The 20,315-nt window shown below is 74.2% G+C and carries 20 protein-coding genes; 10 read left to right on the top strand and 10 right to left on the bottom strand.

The features are described from left to right. Window positions 1–80: 80 nt before the first annotated feature. The 4 genes from ACIQVZ_RS24735 to ACIQVZ_RS24720 form a co-directional block, all read right to left on the bottom strand. The gene (locus ACIQVZ_RS24735) at window positions 81–2,402 is read right to left on the bottom strand and encodes a hypothetical protein (RefSeq protein ID WP_402452834.1); all 2,322 of its coding nucleotides are present in this window, start codon (window positions 2,400–2,402) and stop codon (window positions 81–83) included. Window positions 2,403–2,640: 238 nt separating this feature from the next. Continuing rightward, a complete protein-coding gene (locus ACIQVZ_RS24730) occupies window positions 2,641–3,102 on the bottom strand; it encodes a DUF6113 family protein (RefSeq protein ID WP_350879918.1) in 462 nt (153 codons plus the stop codon). Then, window positions 3,099–4,076, bottom strand: a complete 978-nt coding sequence (mshB, locus tag ACIQVZ_RS24725; RefSeq protein WP_402452831.1) for an N-acetyl-1-D-myo-inositol-2-amino-2-deoxy-alpha-D-glucopyranoside deacetylase — start codon at window positions 4,074–4,076, stop codon at window positions 3,099–3,101. The genes ACIQVZ_RS24730 and mshB overlap by 4 nt, the downstream gene beginning before the upstream one ends. A 31-nt stretch (window positions 4,077–4,107) precedes the next feature. Beyond that, window positions 4,108–4,302, bottom strand: a complete 195-nt coding sequence (locus tag ACIQVZ_RS24720) for a DUF2304 family protein (protein WP_063347949.1) — start codon at window positions 4,300–4,302, stop codon at window positions 4,108–4,110. A 312-nt stretch (window positions 4,303–4,614) separates the two neighbouring features. On the opposite strand from ACIQVZ_RS24720, the gene ACIQVZ_RS24715 reads away from it, so the two are divergent. From ACIQVZ_RS24715 to ACIQVZ_RS24695, 5 genes are all read left to right on the top strand, one after another. Then, complete coding sequence (locus ACIQVZ_RS24715) at window positions 4,615–6,768, top strand: prolyl oligopeptidase family serine peptidase (protein ID WP_402452829.1); 2,154 nt, start codon at window positions 4,615–4,617, stop codon at window positions 6,766–6,768. A 193-nt stretch (window positions 6,769–6,961) separates the two neighbouring features. Next, complete coding sequence (locus ACIQVZ_RS24710) at window positions 6,962–7,930, top strand: ABC transporter ATP-binding protein (RefSeq protein WP_350879915.1); 969 nt, start codon at window positions 6,962–6,964, stop codon at window positions 7,928–7,930. Then, window positions 7,927–8,649, top strand: coding sequence for an ABC transporter permease (locus ACIQVZ_RS24705; RefSeq protein WP_350879914.1), 723 nt, complete (start codon window positions 7,927–7,929; stop codon window positions 8,647–8,649). The genes ACIQVZ_RS24710 and ACIQVZ_RS24705 overlap by 4 nt, the downstream gene beginning before the upstream one ends. 8 nt (window positions 8,650–8,657) lie before the next feature. After that, a complete protein-coding gene (locus ACIQVZ_RS24700; RefSeq protein ID WP_402452826.1) occupies window positions 8,658–9,920 on the top strand; it encodes a sensor histidine kinase in 1,263 nt (420 codons plus the stop codon). Between the two features lie 14 nt (window positions 9,921–9,934). Then, window positions 9,935–10,066: a hypothetical protein gene (locus tag ACIQVZ_RS24695; protein WP_350879912.1), complete on the top strand. Its 132-nt coding sequence runs from the start codon at window positions 9,935–9,937 to the stop codon at window positions 10,064–10,066. Window positions 10,067–10,080: 14 nt separating this feature from the next. Here the strand turns inward: ACIQVZ_RS24695 and ACIQVZ_RS24690 are convergent, their stop codons facing one another. Continuing rightward, complete coding sequence (locus ACIQVZ_RS24690; protein ID WP_402452824.1) at window positions 10,081–10,581, bottom strand: GNAT family N-acetyltransferase; 501 nt, start codon at window positions 10,579–10,581, stop codon at window positions 10,081–10,083. A gap of 80 nt (window positions 10,582–10,661) precedes the next feature. On the opposite strand from ACIQVZ_RS24690, the gene ACIQVZ_RS24685 reads away from it, so the two are divergent. After that, a complete protein-coding gene (locus ACIQVZ_RS24685) occupies window positions 10,662–11,291 on the top strand; it encodes a response regulator transcription factor (protein ID WP_350879910.1) in 630 nt (209 codons plus the stop codon). Between the two features lie 85 nt (window positions 11,292–11,376). On the opposite strand, the gene ACIQVZ_RS24680 is transcribed toward ACIQVZ_RS24685, so the two are convergent. Then, window positions 11,377–12,249, bottom strand: a complete 873-nt coding sequence (locus tag ACIQVZ_RS24680) for a transglutaminase-like domain-containing protein (RefSeq protein WP_350879909.1) — start codon at window positions 12,247–12,249, stop codon at window positions 11,377–11,379. 101 nt (window positions 12,250–12,350) lie between these two features. Continuing rightward, window positions 12,351–13,364 carry a GNAT family N-acetyltransferase gene (locus tag ACIQVZ_RS24675; protein ID WP_402452822.1) on the bottom strand — a complete coding sequence of 338 codons (1,014 nt, stop codon included), beginning with the start codon at window positions 13,362–13,364 and terminating at the stop codon, window positions 12,351–12,353. Between the two features lie 131 nt (window positions 13,365–13,495). On the opposite strand from ACIQVZ_RS24675, the gene fdxA reads away from it, so the two are divergent. Then, window positions 13,496–13,822 (top strand): ferredoxin, encoded by a 327-nt coding sequence (gene fdxA / locus ACIQVZ_RS24670; protein WP_030061559.1) that lies wholly within the window; start codon window positions 13,496–13,498, stop codon window positions 13,820–13,822. A gap of 95 nt (window positions 13,823–13,917) precedes the next feature. Further along, entirely contained in the window at window positions 13,918–15,009 is a 1,092-nt protein-coding gene (gene dapC / locus ACIQVZ_RS24665; RefSeq protein WP_350880036.1) for a succinyldiaminopimelate transaminase, read from the top strand. A gap of 65 nt (window positions 15,010–15,074) precedes the next feature. On the opposite strand, the gene ACIQVZ_RS24660 is transcribed toward dapC, so the two are convergent. Further along, entirely contained in the window at window positions 15,075–15,842 is a 768-nt protein-coding gene (locus ACIQVZ_RS24660; RefSeq protein ID WP_402452820.1) for a hypothetical protein, read from the bottom strand. Between the two features lie 280 nt (window positions 15,843–16,122). Next, window positions 16,123–17,187 carry a hypothetical protein gene (locus ACIQVZ_RS24655; protein ID WP_402452818.1) on the bottom strand — a complete coding sequence of 355 codons (1,065 nt, stop codon included), beginning with the start codon at window positions 17,185–17,187 and terminating at the stop codon, window positions 16,123–16,125. A gap of 169 nt (window positions 17,188–17,356) precedes the next feature. Here ACIQVZ_RS24655 and dapE point away from each other — a divergent pair, with 169 nt between their 5' ends. After that, window positions 17,357–18,433, top strand: a complete 1,077-nt coding sequence (gene dapE, locus ACIQVZ_RS24650; RefSeq protein ID WP_402452816.1) for a succinyl-diaminopimelate desuccinylase — start codon at window positions 17,357–17,359, stop codon at window positions 18,431–18,433. Window positions 18,434–18,556: 123 nt separating this feature from the next. After that, window positions 18,557–19,366 carry a TIGR00730 family Rossman fold protein gene (locus tag ACIQVZ_RS24645; protein WP_350879904.1) on the top strand — a complete coding sequence of 270 codons (810 nt, stop codon included), beginning with the start codon at window positions 18,557–18,559 and terminating at the stop codon, window positions 19,364–19,366. 13 nt (window positions 19,367–19,379) lie between these two features. Here the strand turns inward: ACIQVZ_RS24645 and folP are convergent, their stop codons facing one another. Next, window positions 19,380–20,192: a dihydropteroate synthase gene (gene folP, locus ACIQVZ_RS24640; protein ID WP_350880034.1), complete on the bottom strand. Its 813-nt coding sequence runs from the start codon at window positions 20,190–20,192 to the stop codon at window positions 19,380–19,382. Between the last annotated feature and the right edge of the window lie 123 nt (window positions 20,193–20,315).

Genomic DNA, 20,315 nt, shown 5'->3' with positions numbered 1-20,315 from the left:
TCACATCTTGCTGACCGGGAGGGGGAGTTGTCGAGGGGCGGGCCGGATGCCGGCCCGCCCCCGATCGGTGCGGTCGTTGCTCAGGCGACGGTGAACTTGAAGGTGCGGTCCTTCTCGCCGGTCTTGTCGAGCAGCGAGGTGACGGCGTCCGCGACGTCCTGCGGGGTGATCGCGGCGGTCTGGCCGTTCTTCTTGACCTTCACCTTGTCGAACACGCTGCCCAGCTGGCCGTTCAGCGCGTCGAGGTCCCACTTGGGCACGATCTTGCCGGAGGCGTCCGGGACGAGGGTGAGCGTCTTGGCGGCGACCTGCTTGCCGAAGATCCACTTCTTGGCGCCGGCCACGACGTACACGTTGCCGTTGAGCGCGGACTTGCCGAGGCTGTCCGCGGCGGCCTGCAGGGCCTGCGGGGAGACCTTGGGCTGGGCGGCCGTGACGGCGAGCGCGATCGGCTGCTCGGGCTTTCCGGCGGCGCGGTCGCGGTAGGCCTGCTCGACCACGTCGAGGGCGCTCGCCGAGTCGATGGCCTGGCCGGCCCGGCCGGGCACCACGAGCGGGTCGCCGTTGTCGGCGAACTTGACGTAGCCCTCCTGGAGGCCCTGGCCCGAGCCGGAGGCCAGGGTGTCCAGGGCTGCCTTGAGCTTGGCCCGGTCCACCTTGACGTCCGGTGCGACCGCCTTGGTGCCGCCCTTCAGCGACTTGATGACGTCGACCGGGCTGTAGCTGTGCTGGGCGAGGCCGTCCACGGTGCCCGTGGTGTCGAAGCTCAGCCCGGCGACGGTCGGGTCGAGGTTCAGCGCCTGGTCGCCGACCTTCAGCTTGAGCGGCTGCTGGCCGGTCTTGCCGACGGTCTCGTCCAGCTGGTGGATCGCCTGGTCACGGCTGTTGCCGCCGATGTCGGTGCCGAGCACCACGGTGCCCTTGGGGATGTCGGACTGGTTGAGCATCAGGCCGGTGCCGTACGCGGCGGCGCCGAGGAACAGCACGAAGCCGACGCCGTACACGCCCAGCTTGACCAGCTTCTTGCCGGCGCTGGCCTTCGGCTTGGCCTTGCCCTTGCCCTTGCCCTTGCCCTTGGCGGGCGCGGGCGCGGACTCGGTCCTGGCCGGCTGCGGTGCGGGCCGGGGGCCGGGGGCGGGCGTCGGCAGCGGGGTGAGCTCGGTGGCCTCCGGGTCCGGTCCGGGCTGCTGCGGGTGCCCGGGGGCGGTACCGGGGGCGCCGGGGAAGAGCCCGCCGGGGGCCGGGTGGGTGAAGGCGTCCTGGCCCGGCGCGGCGGGGCGCTGGGCGGCGAACGGGTCGGCACCGGCCGGGGCCGAGGCGAACAGGCCGGGCTGCGGGCGGGCTTCGCCGTTGTGCGCGGCGCCGTTCTGCGGCAGGCCCGGTATGGCGGCGGGCGGCAGGGTGCCCTCGCGGATCGGCTCGAAGCCGTCGACCGAGGTGTCCTCCGGATCCGTCGCACCGGCCGCCGGGCCCTGCGGGCGGGCACCCGGGTGCGGGCCCTGCTGCGGCCGTCCGTCGGACTGCCGGCCGTTGCGCCGGCCGCCGTTCCGCTGGGCGTCCTGCTGCGGGCGGTCGTCGCGCCGGCCGCGGGCTCCGGCGGTGGGCGCCATCGGGGCGAACGGGTCGGCGGTGGGCGGCGCGAAGGGGGAGGCGGCCTCGTACACGCCGGGCTCCTCCGCCGGGGTCTGCGCACCGGGGCCGGCGGGGAACGGCGCACCGTTCGGGTTCGAGGCCGGGTTCGGGGCCTGGGCCTGGGCGGGCACCGGTCGGCCGTTCGGACCGGCCGCGCCCTGGGCGGGGCGGGCACCGTTCGGGTGGGCGCCGGGGGCCGGGGCGGCCGTCGGCCGGGGCTCGGCGGCGGCGGGCGCGGCCGGGGCCTCCGGCGCGCTCGGGGCGCCGGCCGGTACGGCGGTCGGCGCCGGCTCGGCCTTCTTCTGCCGGGGCCTGAACCAGGCGCCGGTGGACTCGGCCTCGGACGTCGCCGGCGGGATCGGCGGGACCTGCCACTCCGGCGGCAGCTCCGGCGGGGTGGCCGTGCGGGCGCCGCCCTCCATCACCCCGAGGACGGGGGAGGAGGGCGCGGACCGGTGCCGCGGGCCGCCCGGCTCGGGGGAGGCCGCCGGGGCCTCCTCGCCCGGGCCGTCCTCGTTCTTGACGGTGCTGCGGACCACGACCGGCGGGATCGGACGCGACCCGGGGATGTTGATCCGGACCCGGGTCGTCAGGGTGGTCTCGGTCTTCGGGCCGTCGTCCTCGCCGCCCGACGCGGCGCCCTGGGCGGCACCGGCCCGGTCGCCGCCCGGGAGCCCCGGTGTGCCGTAGGGCGGGGTGCCCGACGGGTAGGCGTCCGGACCCGTACGCCGGGGCGTCGGGTGGGCGTTGTCAGATTCGCGGCTGCTCAATGCTGCTCTGCTCCGGGTTCGCGGGCGGGCCGTGCGGCGCGACCGCGGTTCGTGGTCGCCGGGCCTGGGCGGGCGGCGGTCGGGTACGGCGTTCTGCGGGACCACCATACTGGGAAGAACAGAGCGGCGAACGGCTTCGGACAGATCCTGATACGTCCGGTTCCTCCGGTATGAGAGTACGGCCGCGCGCTCCTGACTGCGCGTCGTGCGCGGTGCCGTACGTGCCCCGCGGGCGGGTTCAGCGCGGCGGGCCGGGCACGCCCGGGAACCAGCTGCCGCGGGTCGGCAGGGTGGCGCAGATCACGCCCAGGACCGAGCCGCCGAACAGCCAGCCGAGCGAGGTGGCGTTGGACCACAGCACGTTGTCGCCCTCCGGCCGGGGCACGATCACCAGCAGCATCGCCATGAACCAGCCGGCCGCGGGCAGTGCCGCGCCCAGCCGGGTGCCGGTGACCCGCAGTCCGCCGTAGAAGGTGGCGCCGGTCGCGGCGAGCGCCAGCAGGACCCCCACGGGCGGCCACAAGGCCTGCACAAAGGATCCGCAGACCGACACCGCGACACCCAGCAGGAAGAACAGTGCGTAGGCCGCGATCCGGGCGGCGCGCGGGGGCTGAGGCTCGGCCAGCCGCTCCTCCCGGGTGCCGAGGACGGCCGCCGGGAACGAGCGGCGCGGCGGCCGGGCGGCGGCGGGCTCGGTCATCGGACGCTCTCCTCGGCGGTGGCGGTGGTGGCGGTGGTGGCGGTGGTGGCGGTGGTGGCAGCGGTGGCGGCAGCGGTGGTGGGCAGCGGGTCGGCGGCGGGCGACAGGCCCGCGAACAGGTCGTCCTCGGGCCGCTCCGGCCCGGCCTGGCCGCGTACCAGCTGGTAGTACTCGGTGGCGACCAGCGGCTGGCCGAGGTCGTTGGAGAGCGCGAAGAAGACGCCGTCCACGGTGATCTGAGTGGCGTGCGCGGCCATCGCGGCGGCCTTGCGCCCGGCGTACGCGGAGCCGTCCAGCACGGTGGTGACCACCTCGTCGGCCACCACCCCGGGAACGTCGGCCGGCCGGGCCGTCCCGGGGAAGGGCGCCCGGGCGGCGGTCTCGGCGAGCCCGGCCTCGATCACCGAGCGGGGCATCCGGTTCCAGTACACCTTGGCGATCCGCCAGGCCGGGCCCAGCTCCGGGCGGTGCGCCGGATCGGCCGCCAGCTCGTACGCGCGCATCGCGACCCGGTGCGCCTGGATGTGGTCCGGGTGCCCGTAGCCGCCGTTCTCGTCGTAGGTGACCAGGACCTGCGGCCGGACCTCGCGGACCACCGCGACCAGGTGGCCGGCCGCCTCGTCGACGTCGGCCCGCCAGAAGCAGCCGGGCACGTCGTTGTCGGGCAGGCCCATCATCCCGGAGTCGCGGTAGCGGCCCGGGCCGCCGAGGAAGCGGAGGTCGGTGACGCCGAGCGCGCGCATCGCCGCGGTCAGCTCGCCGATCCGGTACGCGCCGAGGGTGCCGTCCCGATCGGCCGTCAGATGGGCCAGCCCGGGCGGGATCACCTCGCCGCCCTCGCCGAGGGTGCAGGTCACCAGGGTGACCTGGGCGCCCTCGGCGGCGTACCGGGCCATGGTGGCGCCGTTGCCGATCGACTCGTCGTCGGGGTGGGCGTGCACCAGGAGCAGGCGGCGGCCGGTAGTCGCGGTCATGGGAGGAAGCCTAACGACCGCCGTGTCGGGGTCAGAGCTTCAGGCCGTTGATCATCCCGGCGAGGTTGCTGGTGACCTGGCTGATCGACGGCGCGATCGAGCTGGACGCCAGGTAGAAGCCGAGCAGCGCGCAGATGATCGCGTGCGCGAGCTTCAGCCCGGAGCGGCGGATCAGCACCACCACGATGACCAGCATCAGCATGGCTGCGGAGACGGACAAAGCCATGTCGGCTCACACCCCTTCTCGGGTGCGCCACCCCCTGGGGAGGGCGACGGTGGGACCGTACGGGACTTGCGGTCGGGCGACCGGGGCCGGGACGGGCCCGACGATCACTCGCCCGACCAGTCATACCCGATGGGTAAGGGGAGCATTACATTCGGTGAGTCTCCACGCGCCGGGGTACGGAGGCAGTCGTGGGGCGCATGGGCCGGTCGGAGGGGGTATGGGCGCCTTTGGGGCGTACTCGGGAACGATGCTCCGAACGAGTGATCACCAGGCGCCCGGCAGCGGGAGTACGGCGTCGTAGGGTCTGGTGCCATGACCTCCCACACCCCTGCGGACACCTTCCCCCGGCAGTACGCGCGGACCCTGCGCTACACCGTCGGCGCGCCCCGCTCCTTCTCCGTCGCACCGGACGGCTCGCGGGTCGTCTTCCTGCGCTCCCGGTCGGGCGGCGACCGGGCCAACCTGCTCTGGACCCTCGACACCGCCACCGGCGAGGAGCGGATCGCCGCCGACCCGGCCGTGCTGCTCGGCGGCGGCGAGGAGGACCTCTCGCCCGCCGAGAAGGCCCGCCGCGAGCGCAGCCGCGAAGGCTCGGCCGGCATCGTCGGCTACGCCCTGGACGCGGCCGGCCGGCTGGCCGCCTTCGCCCTCTCCGGCCGGCTGTTCACCGCCGACCTGGCCACCGGCGCCACCACCGAACTGCCCGCCCAGGGACCGCTGCTGGACCCGCGGGTCTCCCCGGACGGCAGCCACGTCGCCTACGCCAACACCGCCGGCGAACTGCGCCTCACCCGCACCGACGGCACCGCCGACCGGGTGCTCGCCGAGCCCGACGGCCCGAACGTCACCTGGGGGCAGGCCGAGTTCATCGCCCAGGAGGAGATGAGCCGCGACCGGGGCTTCTGGTGGTCCCCCGACGGCGACCGGCTGCTGGTCGAGCGCGCCGACGACACCCCGGTGCGCCGCTGGTGGATCGCCGACCCGGCCAACCCGCAGCGCGAGCCCGCCGAGGTCGCCTACCCGGCCGCCGGCACCGCCGACGCCGAGGTCGGCCTCTGGGTGCTCGACCTGGACGGCGGCCGCACCGAGGTGGTCTGGGACCGTACGGCCCACCCGTACCTCGCCCGGGTGCACTGGTCCGCGGGCGGTGTGCCGCTGCTGCTCGTCCAGGCCCGCGACCAGCGCAGCCAGCTGATCCTCGGCCTCGACGTGGCCACCGGCGCCACCGAGGTGCTGTTCGAGGAGCGCGACGACGTCTGGCTGGAGCTGTTCCAGGGCGTCCCGGCCTGGACCCCGGACGGCAAGCTGGTCCGGATCTCCGACGAGGACGGCGTGCGGGCGCTGGTGATCGGCGACCAGGCCGTCACCGGCGCCGACCTGCACCTGCGCTCGGTGGTCGCCGTCACCGACGCCGAGGTGCTGTTCACCGCCTCCGGCGGCGCCGCGGAGACCGACCCCGAGCCCGGCTGGATCGCCGTCGGCCGGATCAGCCACGACGGCAAGCGGCTCGGCTGGGAGTCCGCCAACGGCCGTCCGTTCACCTCCGTCACCAGCGCCGTGCACGCGGGCGGGATCACCGTGCGCGCCACCGCCGAGCCCGACCTGCCCGGCACCCTCGTCCAGGTCGCCCGCGACCTGCCCGAAGGCGTGGTCGTCGACGACGTCGCCACCATCGCCTCCTACGCCGAGACCCCGGTCATCACCGCCCACCCGGTGTTCCGCTTCGCCGGCGAGCGCCGCATCCCGGCCGCCGTCTTCCTGCCCACCGGCTACGACCGCGAGCGGGACGGCCTGCTGCCCGTCCTGATGGACCCGTACGGCGGCCCGCACGGCCAGCGCGTCGTCCAGGCGCACAACCCGCACCTCAACTCGCAGTGGTTCGCCGACCAGGGCTTCGCCGTGGTCGTCGCCGACGGGCGCGGCACCCCCGGGCGCAACCCGGCCTGGGAGAAGTCCATCGCCTTCGACTTCGCCGGGGCCACCCTCGACGACCAGGCCGACGCGTTGCGGGCGCTCGCCGAGGAGTTCCCGCTGGACCTCGGCCGGGTCGCCATCCGCGGCTGGTCGTACGGCGGCTACCTCTCCGCGCTCGCCGTGCTGCGCCGCCCCGACGTCTTCCACGCGGCCGTCGCCGGCGCCCCGGTGACCGACTGGGAGCTGTACGACACCCACTACACCGAGCGCTACCTCGGCCACCCGGCCGAGCGGCCCGAGGTGTACGCGGCCAACTCGCTGACCGGCTACGCCGCCGGGCTGGAGCGGCCGCTGATGATCATCCACGGCCTGGCGGACGACAACGTGGTCGCCGCGCACACCCTGCGACTGTCCTCCGCGCTGCTCGCGGCCGGCCGCCCGCACACCGTGCTGCCGCTGTCCGGCGTCACGCACATGACGCCGCAGGAGGAGGTCGCGGAGAACCTGCTGCTGCTCCAGGTCGACTTCGTGAAGCGCGCGCTGGGCCTCTGACACCCAGCCTGACCTGCGGTTGCGCGGCCGGTACCCCTGACCCGGGTACCGGCCGCAGCCATGACATCCGTCATACCGAAGGCACGACGGCGGACACTGCCGCCGCACCCCGCCCGCACGGGACTCTGAGGTGGTGCGAACGAAACCGATCGCGACCGCGGGCGCGATACCACCAAAGGAGAAGAGCAGCACGATGAGCACCGAAGTGGCCGCCTTCCGCGGCGTCGGCAAGAGCTACGGACGGGTGCGCGCCGTGGACGACCTCAACCTCGTGCTGCGCCCGGGCGAGACCGTCGCCCTGCTCGGTCCGAACGGCGCCGGCAAGTCCAGCAGCCTCGACCTGTTGCTCGGCCTGCGCCAGCCCGACCAGGGCAGCGTCACGCTGTTCGGCGGCACGCCGCGGGAGGCGATCGTGGCGGGCCGGGTCGGCGCGATGCTGCAGAGCGGCGGGCTGATGGCCGACGCCAAGGTCCGCGAGCTGGTCGAGCTCGCCCGCGACGTGCACCCGCGCGGCCGGCCGGTCCAGGAGGTGCTGGCCGACGCCGGGATCACCGAACTGGCCGAGCGCCGGGCCGACAAGCTGTCCGGCGGCCAGGAGCAGCGGGTCCGCTTCGCGCTCGCGATAGCGGGCGACAGCGACCTGATCGTGCTGGACGAGCCCACCACCGGCATGGACGTCACCGTCCGGCAGGCGTTCTGGGCGAGCATGCGGGCGCAGGCCGACGCCGGGCGCACGGTGCTGTTCGCCACCCACTACCTGGAGGAGGCGGACTCGATCGCCGACCGCGTCCTCGTCCTGCACCGGGGCCGGCTGATCGCCGACGGCAGCTCCGCCGAGATCAAGGCGCGCGCCGGAGCCCGTCGGGTCGCCTTCGAACTCCACGACGTGGACGGGGAGTTCGACGAAGGCGTGCTGCGCCTGCTGCCGGGCGTGCAGTCCCTGGACGTCACCGCCCGGGTGCCGGGCGTGCGGACCGTCCGGATCCGCACCGCGGACGCCGACGCCAGCGTCGCCGGGCTCTACCGGGCGGGCCTGTACCCGCGCGGGCTGGAAGTCACCGGCCTCGGCCTGGAACAGGCCTTCCTGACCATCACCGGCGCGCAGGACCAGCACGAGGACGCGCAGGACCAGCACGAGGACGCGAAGGAGACCGTGCGATGACCACCCTGATCCGGCTGGAGATCCTGCGGACCTTCCGCAACCGGCGCTACCTGGTCTTCACCATCGCCTTCCCGGCGCTGATGTACTTCTTCTTCACCCACGCCTACGGCTCCTCCCCACTGGCCGGCGGCCTGTCGGTGAAGACCTACTTCATGGTCTCGATGGCCACCTTCGGCGCGGTCGGCGCGGTGCTCACCGGCAGCGCGCAGCGGATCTCGCTGGAGCGCAAGAGCGGCTGGGTGCGCCAGCTGCGGCTCACCGCGCTGCCCGGCCGGGCGTACACCCTCGGCAAGATCGCGGCGAGCTCGGTGACCACGCTGCCGGCGATCCTGGTGGTCTTCGCGCTCGGCGCGGTCCAGGGCGTGTCGCTCGGTGCCGCGCAGTGGGCCGGTCTGGCGGCGGCGCTGTGGCTGGGCAGCTTCGTGTTCGCGGCGCTCGGGGTCGCGCTCGGGTACGCGGCGGCGCCGGACTCGGTGCAGACCATCGTGATGATCACGTACATGGTGATGGCGCTGTTCGGCGGGACGTGGTTCCCGGTGAGCGGCTCGCTGGAGAAGTTCGCCCGGTTCAACCCGGTGTACCTGTACAACCAGCTGGCCGCGTTCACCCAGCCCGGGCACTCCCTGGACACCGGCGCGGTCGCCGGGCTGGCCGCCTTCCTCGCGGTGTTCGTCGTCGCCGCGGCGGCGCTGTACCGCCGCGACACCCGCCAGGCATGATGACCGACATGACCGAGCCGCGCCAGACCCGCCGATCCGACGAGCAGCCGGAGGCGGGTCCGGCGCGCAGGTCGTTCGTGATCATCCCGGGCTCGCCGATCGAGACCAGGCGGCAGCTGCTGGTCAAGGTCAGCTGGATGCTGCTGTGGATGATCTACCTGGCCTACCCGGTGGGGAACCTGCTGCACGGCGGACACACGGTGGCCGCCCGGGTGTTCGGCTGGTCCTGCCTGGCGGTCTTCATCGGCGGCTACATCCTGCTGGTGATCTTCCGCTCGACGGTCGGGATGCGGGCCCGGGCCTGTCGGCTGATCGTCGTGATGATGGTCGTGCTCGCGACCGCCTCCGCCTTCGTCCTCGGCGAGGCCTTCCTGACCCTCTTCACCTACGCCTCGGTGTGTGCCGCCGTGGTCCTGCCGGTGCGCTACGCGCTGCCCGGCGTCGCCGGCATGGCCGCGGTCACCGCCACCGTCGGCGTGCTGAGCCACGCCGGCGGCGACACCGTCCTCACCCTGACCCTCACCTCCTTCCTCGCCGGCGCCGCGATGACCGGCATGCAGCGGTTGATCACCACCATGAAGGAACTGCGCGAGGCCCGCGCCGCCGTCGCCCACCTGGCCGCGTCCGAGGAACGGCTGCGCCTCTCCCGCGACCTGCACGACCTGCTCGGGCACTCGCTGTCGCTGATCACGCTGAAGAGCGAACTGGCCGGGCGGTTCATGGACGCCGGCAAGGGCGAGGCGGCTCGGGCGCAGGTCGCCGACATCGAGCAGGTCGCCCGGCAGTCGCTGATCGATGTCCGGGAGGCGGTGACCGGCTTCCGCCGCCCCACCCTGCCGGTCGAACTCGCCGCCGCCCGTACCGCGCTGGCCGCCGCACAGGTCCGGCTGGAGGCCGCGCCGGAACTGGCCGACACCTGGCCGGGGCTCGCGGACGAGGAGGCGGGCGCGCTGGCCTGGGCGCTGCGCGAGGCCGTCACCAACATCGTCCGGCACGCCGAGGGCGCCACCGTCTGCACCGTCACGGCCGACGAGAGCTGGGAGGGCGGCGGCGAGCGCTACGCCGTCCTGGAGATCGCCGACAACGGGCACGGACCGGGCAAGGCCCAGCCGGGCAACGGGCTTTCGGGCCTGGAGGAGCGGCTGGCCCTGGTCGGCGGGCGGCTGGAGGCCGGGCCGGGCGGGCGGGGCCGGGGCTTCCGGCTCCGGGCCCTCGTCCCGCTGCGGACGGTCACCGCGTCGGCCGGCGCGGAACCCGGTCGGTCGGGTTGACCGTCCTGTCCGGCATGGCTACCGCACTCGTCCTCGGCTTCGACCCGCACACCGTCCCCGGCATGGACGGCGACGGCCTGCGGGCCGCCATCGCCTTCGACACCAGTGGCTCCACCAGCGTCGAGGCCGCCCAGCGCTGGCTCTGACCCGCGCCGGTCTCCTACGCCGACGGCCGGCCGCCGGTGAGGGCGCGGCCGAACCGGAGCGCGGGGCGGTCGTCGAGGGTGAGTTCGGCGACGACCGCGAAGCCGTTGCGGGTGAGGACGGTCTGCGAGGCGAGGTTGTCGAGGGTGGTGACGGCGGTCAGCGACGTGAGGGCGTAGTCCGCGGCGGCCAGTCGGCAGAGGTGGGCGACGGCGGTGGTGGCGACGCCCCGGCCGGTCGCGTGCTCGCCGACGCGGTAGCCGAGTTCGGCGGTGCCGTCGGCGATGTCGACGAGGTTGACGCGGCCGAGGATGGCGCCGGACGCGTCGAGGACGAGGTGGAACCGGCAGGCGCCGGCGTCCTGTTCGGCGAGCAGGGCGGCGTGGCGGGCCGGGAACTCGGAGAAGTAGGCGTCGCCGCGGTCCGAAATGGTCCGCGCGAACCAGGCGCGGTTGGCGAGCTCGAAGGCCAGCAGGGCGTCGGCGTGGTCCGGGCGGAGGCGTTCCAGGTTCAGCATGCCGCCAGTCTGGCCCGCAGGACTTCGACGAGTCAGGCGAATTCCTTCCGCGGCCTCGCCCGCGCCCTAAGGTCGTGGCCATGAGTGACATTCAGAGCGGGGCCCCGATCCGCGTCCTCCTCGCCGAGGACCAGGGGATGGTCCGGGAGGCGCTGGCGGCGCTGCTCGGGCTGGAGGGGGACATCGACGTCGTCGCGCAGGTGGGGCGCGGGGACGAGGTGGTGGCGGCGGTGCTGGCGCACGAGGTGCAGGTGGCCGTGCTGGACATCGAGATGCCGGGGATGACGGGCATCGAGGCGGCCGCCGAGCTGCGCCGGAACGCGCCGGGGACGAGGGTGGTGATCGCGACGACCTTCGGCCGGCCGGGGTACCTGCGGCGGGCGATGGAGTCGGGGGCGGACGCGTTCCTGGTGAAGGACGCGCCGGCCTCGGAGCTGGCGGAGGCGATCCGCCGGGTGCTGCGCGGGGAACGGGTGATCGATCCGGTGCTGGCGGCGGCCGCGCTGGCGGAGGGGGCGAACCCGCTGACGGCGCGCGAGCGGGACGTGCTGGGCGCGGCGGCGGGCGGGGCGGTGAACGCGGACATCGCGCGGCGGCTGCACCTGTCGGAGGGGACGGTCCGCAACTACCTGTCGATGGCGATCCAGAAGACCGAGGCCCGCAACCGCACCGAGGCGGTGCGGATCGCCCGGGAGAAGGGCTGGCTCTGAGCGCGTTCCCGGCCGGCTCCGGGCGCGCCCCTGGCCGGCTCCGAGCGCACCCCCGACCAGCTCCGGGCGCGCTCCCGGACGGTCGTCAGTTGAGCCGGTGCCGGGCGGCCCGGGCCTCCTGGCGGACCTTGGCGGCGGTGTCGGGGTCGAAGGTGTCGAGGATCTGCGCGAAGGCGTCCATCTCGGCCGAGCCGCCGAGGAAGTCGCCGGTGCGGACGAGGAGTTCGGCGCGTTCGAGGCGGAGCTGGGCGGGGTGGCGGGGCAGCAGGAGGGCGAGTTCGGTGGCCCAGAGCTGGGTGCGGGCGTGTTCGGGGCGGTCGGCGGCCCAGGCGCGGATGTTGCCGAGCACGCGCAGCACGAGGTCGAGCGGCTGGGCGGGGGTGAGCAGGTCGGGGCTGAACTCCTGCCCGGCGCCGCGGACCAGGCGTTCGGCGTCGTCCGGGTCGAGCAGCCGCCCGCCGTGGAAGGGGTCGGCGAGCACGTACTCGTCGCCTCCGCCCGGCCCGCCGACGGCGACGATGACGTGGCCGGGCAGCGCGATGCCGTGGACGGCGAGCCCGGCCCGCCGCCCGACCGCCATCCACACCAGGGACAGCATGATCGGCAGTCCGCGCCGCCGCCGCAGCACGTCGGGCAGCAGCGAGGATTCGAGCCGCCGGTAGTCGGACTGCCGTCCGTGGAAGCGTTCCCGCCCGCCGAGGACGGCGGCGAGCAGGGCGGCGGTCTCCTCCGGGCCGGCGGGGGCGCGTTCGGCGACGGCGAGCCGGACGGCGCTCGCGTGCCGGTCGAGGGCGGCCTCGCAGGCGGCGAGCAGGGCGTCCACGCTGGGCGGTTCCCCGGGGTCGTCCGGGTCGAGGACCGGGCCGTGTTCGGCGGCGGCGAGCAGGCAGAGCAGCACCGGGTCGGGATGCTCGGCGCGGGCGGCGGTCCGGAAGCGGTCTCTGCTCTGCTCGGTCACGGTGACGGCGACGGCTTTCGTACGGCGGGCGGGTGAACGGCGGGCGAGGAGTGGCGGGCGAGGAGCGGCGGGCGGGGCGGCGGCGGTGCGGGCGGGCGGTGCTACCCCTGGGGGAGAAGGGCGTAGTGGTAAGTGTGACTGGTCGTGAAGCCGAGTCCGTCATAGAGCGCGATCGCCCCGGTGTTGTCCGCCTCGACCTGGAGGTATCCGCCGGTCGCGCCCTCCTCGGCGGCCCGGGCGGCGAGCACCGCCATGACGGCCGTGGCCAGCCCGGCCCGCCGGGCGTACGGCGCGACCTCGATCGCGCCGAAGCAGGCCCAGGGCCCGTCGATGACGCAGCGTCCGATCGCCAAGGGCGGCTGTCCGGGGGCGCCCGGCACGGTCGCGAACCAGACCGACGGCCCGCCGTGCAGCACCTGTCGGGCGGCCTGCTCCAGCGCCTCGTCCTCGCCGACCCGGCGGTAGAGCGAGAGCCAGGCCGGGTCGGCGGTCCGGGCGAGCCGGACCCGCTCGGGCCCGGAGCCGGCCCGGGCGAGCCCGGCCAGCGGGGCGGTGCGCACCAGGGTGGGCGCGTAAGGGGCGCCCAGCCGGTCGAGCTCGGTCCGCAGCTCGTCCGGTGAGCCCGGGGTGATCACCTCGACGTACGCGGGAAGGCCGCGCGCCGCGTACCAGCGGCGGACGGCGGCGAGCGCGTCGGGCAGCGGCAGTTCGGGGTCGCCGAGCGCCTGGGCGGAGTTGGCGCGCCGGGTGAACCCGGCCGAGGCGCGCAGCGTCCACGCGCCGAGCGGCTCCTGTTCGACGGCGGGCCAGCCGCGGGCCGCGATCCGCTGGAGTTCGACGGGCGTGGCGGTGGGCAGCGGTGCGCGCCGGGCCGGGAAGAGCGGCACGACCTTGCCCGCGACCAGCAGCTTCTCGGGGAAGGAGACGGGGTCGCCGGTCCGCGGGGCGACCGTCAGTCCATGATCGTCCCACGATGTGAGCACGCCGATCGAATCCCGGAACACCGGCCGGTCGTCCACGAACCCCGAGAGGCGCCGGACGGACACGCGTCGTCCCACGTCAGAGCGATCTATCCGGACCTCCGGACGGTCCTGGGCCGGGCCGCCTGCCGTCATCTGGGCACCTCCTGTGCATTTGCGGTCTCCGACCCGCGATACTAGGGGCGGGCATCGACGACGCCGCGCTCACCGCGCACGCGAGCAGAACAGAACGGGCCGCCACGGCCCTTCCGAGGAGGAACGACAGCGTGACCTACGTCATCGCGCAGCCTTGTGTCGACGTGAAGGACAAGGCGTGCATCGAAGAGTGCCCGGTTGACTGCATCTACGAGGGCGAGCGATCGCTCTACATCCACCCGGATGAGTGTGTCGACTGCGGCGCTTGCGAGCCGGTCTGCCCGGTCGAGGCGATCTTCTACGAGGACGACACCCCGGAGGAGTGGAAGGACTACTACAAGGCGAACGTCGAGTTCTTCGACGACCTGGGTTCGCCCGGTGGCGCCTCGAAGCTGGGCCTGATCGAGCGCGACCACCCCTTCATCGCCGCTCTGCCGCCGCAGAACGCCGACCACTGACGATCGGTGGCATCTGAGCTGTGAACACCAACAGCACGCGCGCGCCGTTCCCGGGTCACCCGGGGGCGGCGCGCCGCCCATCTGGCCGAGGAAGGCTGTCCGACCTCCTGCCGGTCTTCCCCTGGGACAAGCTGGAGCCGTACAAGGCGACCGCGCTGGCCCACCCGGGCGGTCTCTGCGACTTCTCGGTGGGCACCCCGGTGGACCCGGTCCCCGAGGTGATCCAGAAGGCGCTGGCCGCCGCCACCGACACGCCGGGCTACCCGACGGTGTGGGGCCCGGTGGAGCTGCGCGAGGCGATCGCCGGCTGGCTGCACCGCCGCTGCGGCGCCGAGATCGGCCCGCAGGCCGTGCTGCCGACCGTCGGCTCCAAGGAGCTGGTGGCCTGGCTGCCGACCCAGCTCGGCCTCGGCCCGGGCGACCAGGTCGCCTACCCGCGGCTGGCCTACCCGACGTACGAGGTGGGCGCGCGGTTGTGCGGCGCGGAGCCGGTCGAGTACGACTCGGTGGACGAGCTGGACGGTTCGCGGGTCCGCCTGCTCTGGGTGAACTCGCCGTCCAACCCGACCGGCCGGGTGCTCGGCGGGGACGAGCTGCGCCGGGCGGTCGCCTGGGCCCGGGAGCACGGGGCGCTGCTGGTCAGCGACGAGTGCTACCTGGAGCTGGGCTGGTCCGCCGAGCCGGTCTCGGTCCTGCACCCGGACGTCTGCGGCGCGGACCACGAGGGCCTGCTGGCCGTCCACTCGCTCTCCAAGCGCTCCAACCTGGCCGGCTACCGCGCCTCCTTCGTGGCGGGCGACCCGGTGGTGGTCAGGGAGCTGCTGGAGGTGCGCAAGCACGGCGGCATGATCGTGCCGGCGCCGGTCCAGGCGGCGACGATCGCGGCACTGTCGGACGACGCGCACGTGGCGGAGCAGCGGGAGCGGTACGCGGCCCGGCGCTCGGCGCTGCGGGCGGCGCTGGAGGCGTACGGCTTCCGGGTCGAGCACTCGGAGGCGAGCCTCTACCTGTGGGTGACGCAGGACCGCCCGTGCTGGGAGACCGTGGCCGAACTGGCCGCACTGGGCATCCTGGTGGCGCCCGGTGACTTCTACGGGCCGGCCGGCGAGCGCTTCGTCCGGGTCGCGTTCACCGCGACCGACGAGCGGGTGGCCGCGGCCGTGGAGCGGCTGAACGCGGCCCGCTGACCGACGCCGAAGGGGCCGGTGTTCCGAGAGCGGAACACCGGCCCCTTCGCCGTACCCGGGGCGGGTTACAGCGGCAGGCCGCTGATGCTGCCGCCGTTCACGCCGCCCAGCAGGCCGCCGATCGGGCCGAGCGCGCCGGTGAGGCCGGACAGCGGGTTGTTCGGGCCGAGGTCGGCGCCGCCGAGGCGGTTGGCCGAGCCGTGCTCGGCCAGGCCCAGGACGTCGGTGCCGGGCAGGGCTGGCAGCGCGCGCGCGACGGAGCCGAGCGGCAGCGCGTCGGTGACGGCGTTGGTGCCGGGGACGGCGCCGGCGAGCTTGTCGGCGCCGGGCAGGCCCTTGGCGATGGCACCGCTCTGGGCGAGCCCGCCGACCGGGCTGGCCGCGGCGCTGCGGGTGCCGGCGCCCTTGCCGGTGACGGCCTCGCCGAGCTTGCCGGCCAGTGCGGAGGCGACCTTCGGGGTGACGGCGGAGAGCTGGCCGGTGGTGGCGGCGGTCTGGTCGACCGGGGCGGTCAGCGAGCTGGCCTTCTCGTTCGCCTCGGGGAGCTGGTGGGCGACGATGTTGCCGGCGGCGTCGGCGGAGGCCGGTACGCCCGCGGCGACGGTGGCGGCGCCGGTGCTGCCGGCGGCCTGGCCCAGCTGGTGGGTGGTGTGCTGGAGGGTGGAACCGGTGTCGGTGTTGGTCAGCTGGCCCAGCGGCGCGGCCAGGTCGCTCTTGGGCAGCAGGGCGTCGCCGCCCAGGGCGGACGCGGAGCCGGCCGCGACCAGCGGGGTCGCGCCGGCCGCCACGAGCAGCGCGGCGCTGGCGATCCGTCGCGTGAGGGGGTGAGACATGGGGCTCCTCGGAGGGTCTGGGTCCGTCACGTCCGCCGGGCGGACTGACGGTGTTACCGCTTGAGAAGCCAGATGGTTTCGGCCTGGACCAGGAAAGTGTCTGACCGACCATCGGATCGTAGGACCGCCGTGACGGCGCCTGACGGGGTCCGTACGGCCCCGTGGGCCCGGCACGGGGCAAGGGGAGTGACGGTTCTCCGGCGGGGCCGCCACGGCGGGCTCCCGGTCCACCGGAGTTGACCGGATTCACCCGTCCGGCGGCCACCCGAACGTCAGTGCGTCAGCCCTTGTCGGACGTGGCGAGGGTGACCTGAACGAGCTTGGTCGACGTCCCGGAGGTCTGCGGCTGCCAGCCGTCCTCCGACTTGGTCTTGCGCCAGATCTTCCCGTCGTAGGCGACCGTCGCGATGCCCAGCTGCTGGGCCTGGGCGACCGCCCAGTGGGCGACCTCCCAGCCGCTCGCCCGCTCGGCGGTGATCCCGCCGTCGGTTCCGTCGGCCGAGGAGGTCAGTGCGGCGGCGGACGGGTCCGGGGTGAGCGAGACCGCGTTCTCGGCGCCCTTGATGGTCGAGGTGTACCCGGTGGCCGGGGTCACGGTGCGGCCGAACTCGCGGCGCACCCGGTCGGACAGCACCTGGGCCCGGTCCGCGGCGGTGGGCTGGACGGCGGCCGGGGAGACGGTGGAGCCCGCCGTCGGGGAGGGCGAGTCGACCGGATCCGGCTTGGCGTAGTCGTGCACCACGCAGGAGAACGAACCGGGCTCCCGGCCGGCCAGCGCCGAGGTGAGCAGCGTCGCCTTGGTCTCGTGCTTGGCGTACGCCTGCGGGTAGCCGCTCTTCTGCACGGCCTGGGCCGCGTCGGTCAGCGGCAGCCGGGTGTAGCCGGGCACCTTGACCAGGCCGTCCAGGAACTTGTTGGTCGCGTAGACCGGGTCCCCGATCTGCTGCGCCGTGCCCCAGCCCATCGAGGGCCGCTGCTGGAACAGGCCGATCGAGTCCCGGTCGCCGCCCGCGAGGTTGCGCAGCTTGGACTCCTGCATCGCGGTGGCCAGCGAGATCGTCGTCGCCCGGTCCGGCAGTCCGCGCGAGCGCGCCACCGCGGCGATCGTCGCGGCGTTGGCCGCCTGCGGGAGCTCCAGCGTGCCGTTGCCGGCCGCGGTCTTCACCGAGCAGCCCTCGGGCTCGCCCTGCTTGAAGCCGAACCACCAGATGCCGACCACGGCCAGTCCCGCGACCAGCGCGAGGCCGAGCAGGCCGACGATCACGAGCAACAGCGCGCGCAGTGGACCGCGGCGGGGGGGCGCCAACTCCTCGCCCAGCTCCTCGCCGCTCTTTCTCCTGGCCACCGTCGCCCCTCTCGCGCCTTGCTTCTTGATCCGACACCGTACCCACTCGGACGGGTGTGCGGCGCCACCCGGTTGCGGTTGCCGGTCCGCTCGCTCCGTGGCGGGCCGCCGTGCGCCGCGTCACGGAAGCACCACACGGGGTGCCCGCCACGCGGACTAGGCTGGCGCCATGAGCAGCCCGAACCCGACGCACCTGGACCTCACCCTCGACGGCGGCGCGCTGACCGCCCGGCTCGTCGACTTCCCGTCGGTGAGCGGCGACGAGCAGGCGCTCGCCGACGCCGTGGAGACCGCGCTGCGCGGCTACCCGCACCTGACCGTGGACCGGTACGGCAACAACGTGGTCGCCCGCACCACCCTCGGCCGCCCCGAGCGCGTCCTGCTCGCCGGCCACCTGGACACCGTGCCGATCGCCGACAACGTGCCCTCCCACGTCGAGGGGGACCTGCTCTACGGCTGCGGCACCTCGGACATGAAGTCCGGCGTCGCCGTCCAGCTGCGGCTCGCCGCCACCCTGCCCGAGCCCAACCGCGACCTCACCTTCGTGTTCTACGACTGCGAGGAGGTGGAGGCCCACCGCAACGGCCTCGGCCACCTCGCCAGGGAGCGCCCGGACTGGCTGGCCGCCGACTTCGCGGTGCTGATGGAGCCGAGCGGCGCGGTCGTCGAGGGCGGCTGCCAGGGCACCCTGCGGGCGCAGATCCGGCTCACCGGCGTGCGCGCGCACTCGGCCCGCAGCTGGCTCGGCGACAACGCCATCCACCACGCCGCCGAGGTGCTCACCCGGCTCGCGCACTACCGGCCGCGCCGGGTGGAGATCGACGGCCTGGAGTACCGGGAGGGCCTGAACGCCGTCCGGATCGACGGCGGCGTGGCCGGCAACGTCATCCCGGACGAGTGCGTCGTGACGGTCAACTTCCGCTACGCGCCGGACCGCAGCGAGGCGGAGGCGGAGAAGCACGTGCGCGAGGTCTTCGACGGCTTCGAGCTGACCGTCACCGACTTCGCCCCGGGCGCGCTGCCCGGGCTCGCCCAGCCGGCCGCCCAGGCCTTCCTGGAGGCCACCGGCGGCCAGGCCCGGGCCAAGTTCGGCTGGACCGACGTCGCCCGGTTCAGCGCGCTGGGCGTCCCGGCGGTCAACTACGGCCCCGGTGACCCGAACCTCGCGCACAAGCGGGAGGAGCACTGCTCGCTGAGCGCCATCGCGGAGACCGAGGAGCGGCTGCGGGCCTGGCTGACCAGCTGAGGTGCCGTTCCGATGATCGGCCGGTCCGACCGGCCGATCATCGGCTGAGCGCCATCTTCCGGTCGCCCAACCGACCTTCCCCTGTTGCCTGAAAACCGGGATCACCGGACGTAGGGTTTCGTCATGACAGGCACAGGAGACGAGAAGCACTACGGACACGGCCCCGAGCAGGTCGGCGCGCCGCGGAAGAAGAAGGCCTGGCCCGAGAAGCAGAAGGGCCCGGTGCTGGTGCGCCGGGACCAGGTCGGCACGAGCACCACGGACCAGCGGCTGCTGGACACCACGGGCCCGACCGACTGGCTGCACACCGATCCGTGGCGGGTGCTGCGGATCACCTCCGAGTTCGTCGAGGGCTTCGGCGCCCTCGCCGAACTCCCGCCCGCGATCAGCGTCTTCGGCTCCGCCCGGACCCCGGCCGACTCGCCCGAGTACGAGGCCGGCGTGGCCATCGGCCGGGCCCTCGCCGAGGCCGGCTACGCGGTGATCACCGGGGGCGGCCCGGGCGCCATGGAGGCGGCCAACCGCGGCGCCTCCGAGGCCGGCGGCCTCAGCGTCGGCCTCGGCATCGAGCTGCCCTTCGAGCAGGGCCTCAACGAATTCGTCGACCTCGGGCTGAACTTCCGTTACTTCTTCGTCCGCAAGACGATGTTCGTGAAGTACTCCCAGGGCTTTGTGGTCCTGCCCGGCGGGCTCGGCACGCTGGACGAGCTGTTCGAGGCGCTCACCCTGGTGCAGACGAAGAAGGTCACCCGCTTCCCGGTGATCCTCTTCGGCAGCGCGTACTGGGGCGGCCTCTACGAGTGGCTGAAGAACACCCTGGTCGCGCAGGGCAAGGCGGCCCCGCACGACCTGGAGCTGTTCCACATCACCGACGAGATCGACGAGGTCATGAAGATCCTCGCCGACACCCGCCGGCCGACCAACCAGATCTAGGCCTCCGGGCCGCCTACGCCAGCCCCCGGCGGGCGACCGCCGGGGGGCGGGTGCCCCGGATCGAGGCGACCATGTCCAGCACCTGGCGGGTCTCCGCGACCTGGTGGACCCGGTAGACCTGCGCGCCCAGCCAGGCCGAGACCGCGGTGGTGGCCAGGGTGCCGAGCAGCCGCTCGTTCACCGGCCGGTCCAGCGTCTCGCCGACGAAGTCCTTGTTGGACAGCGAGACCAGCACCGGGAAGCCGGTCGCGGTCATCTCCGGCAGCCGCCGGGTGGCCTCCAGCGAGTGCCGGGTGTTCTTGCCGAAGTCGTGCCCCGGGTCGATGATCACCGCGTCCCGCCGCACACCCAGCCCCACCGCCCGCTCGGCCAGCCCGACGGTCACCCGCAGGATGTCCGCCATCACGTCCTGGTAGCCGACCCGGTGCGGCCGGGTGCGCGGCTCGGCGCCGCCCGCGTGCGTGCAGACCAGCCCGACGTCGTGGCGCGCGGCCACCTCGGCGAGCTTCGGGTCCACCCCGCCCCAGGCGTCGTTCAGCAGGTCGGCACCCACCTCGCAGACCGCCTCGCCGACCTCGTGCCGCCAGGTGTCGACGCTGATCACGGCCTCCGGGTGGCGCTTGCGCAGCTCGGCCACGAAGGGCACGGTGCGCCGCAGCTCCTCCTCCACCGTGACCTCGTCACCGGGCCCGGCCTTCACCCCGCCGATGTCCAGGATCGCCGCTCCCTCGGCCATCGCGCGGTCGGCGGCGGCGAACGCGGCCTCGTCCGCGAAGGTCGATCCCTTGTCGAAGAACGAGTCCGGCGTCCGGTTGACGATCGCCATGATCACCAGCTCGTCGTCACCGAATTCCCGCGGTCCCAGGCGCAGTGCCACCGATGTCTCCTCCACAGCTGCTGCGGGTGCGATGATGGCCCCCGGCCTCACAGGGACCATGCTGTCATGATC

The sequence above is a fragment of the Kitasatospora sp. NPDC098663 genome (genome assembly GCF_044760075.1).
Taxonomy (GTDB): Bacteria; Actinomycetota; Actinomycetes; order Streptomycetales; family Streptomycetaceae; genus Kitasatospora.
Note: the sequence above shows the minus strand (reverse complement) of the source record. Positions and strands in the feature narration are given on the sequence as shown.

Excerpts from the sequence above, each read along its gene's own strand:
- ACIQVZ_RS24675 (WP_402452822.1), bottom strand. The coding sequence starts at position 13,364 with ATGACGGCAGGCGGCCCGGCCCAGGACCGTCCGGAGGTCCGGATAGAT.
- ACIQVZ_RS24700 (WP_402452826.1), top strand. The coding sequence starts at position 8,658 with ATGACCGAGCCGCGCCAGACCCGCCGATCCGACGAGCAGCCGGAGGCG.
- ACIQVZ_RS24690 (WP_402452824.1), bottom strand. The coding sequence starts at position 10,581 with ATGCTGAACCTGGAACGCCTCCGCCCGGACCACGCCGACGCCCTGCTG.
- ACIQVZ_RS24720 (WP_063347949.1), bottom strand. The coding sequence starts at position 4,302 with ATGGCTTTGTCCGTCTCCGCAGCCATGCTGATGCTGGTCATCGTGGTG.
- ACIQVZ_RS24730 (WP_350879918.1), bottom strand. The coding sequence starts at position 3,102 with ATGACCGAGCCCGCCGCCGCCCGGCCGCCGCGCCGCTCGTTCCCGGCG.
- ACIQVZ_RS24645 (WP_350879904.1), top strand. The coding sequence starts at position 18,557 with ATGACAGGCACAGGAGACGAGAAGCACTACGGACACGGCCCCGAGCAG.
- ACIQVZ_RS24660 (WP_402452820.1), bottom strand. The coding sequence starts at position 15,842 with ATGTCTCACCCCCTCACGCGACGGATCGCCAGCGCCGCGCTGCTCGTG.
- folP (WP_350880034.1), bottom strand. The coding sequence starts at position 20,192 with ATGGCGATCGTCAACCGGACGCCGGACTCGTTCTTCGACAAGGGATCG.
- dapE (WP_402452816.1), top strand. The coding sequence starts at position 17,357 with ATGAGCAGCCCGAACCCGACGCACCTGGACCTCACCCTCGACGGCGGC.
- ACIQVZ_RS24710 (WP_350879915.1), top strand. The coding sequence starts at position 6,962 with ATGAGCACCGAAGTGGCCGCCTTCCGCGGCGTCGGCAAGAGCTACGGA.
- ACIQVZ_RS24685 (WP_350879910.1), top strand. The coding sequence starts at position 10,662 with ATGAGTGACATTCAGAGCGGGGCCCCGATCCGCGTCCTCCTCGCCGAG.
- mshB (WP_402452831.1), bottom strand. The coding sequence starts at position 4,076 with ATGACCGCGACTACCGGCCGCCGCCTGCTCCTGGTGCACGCCCACCCC.
- ACIQVZ_RS24705 (WP_350879914.1), top strand. The coding sequence starts at position 7,927 with ATGACCACCCTGATCCGGCTGGAGATCCTGCGGACCTTCCGCAACCGG.
- ACIQVZ_RS24695 (WP_350879912.1), top strand. The coding sequence starts at position 9,935 with ATGGCTACCGCACTCGTCCTCGGCTTCGACCCGCACACCGTCCCCGGC.
- ACIQVZ_RS24715 (WP_402452829.1), top strand. The coding sequence starts at position 4,615 with ATGACCTCCCACACCCCTGCGGACACCTTCCCCCGGCAGTACGCGCGG.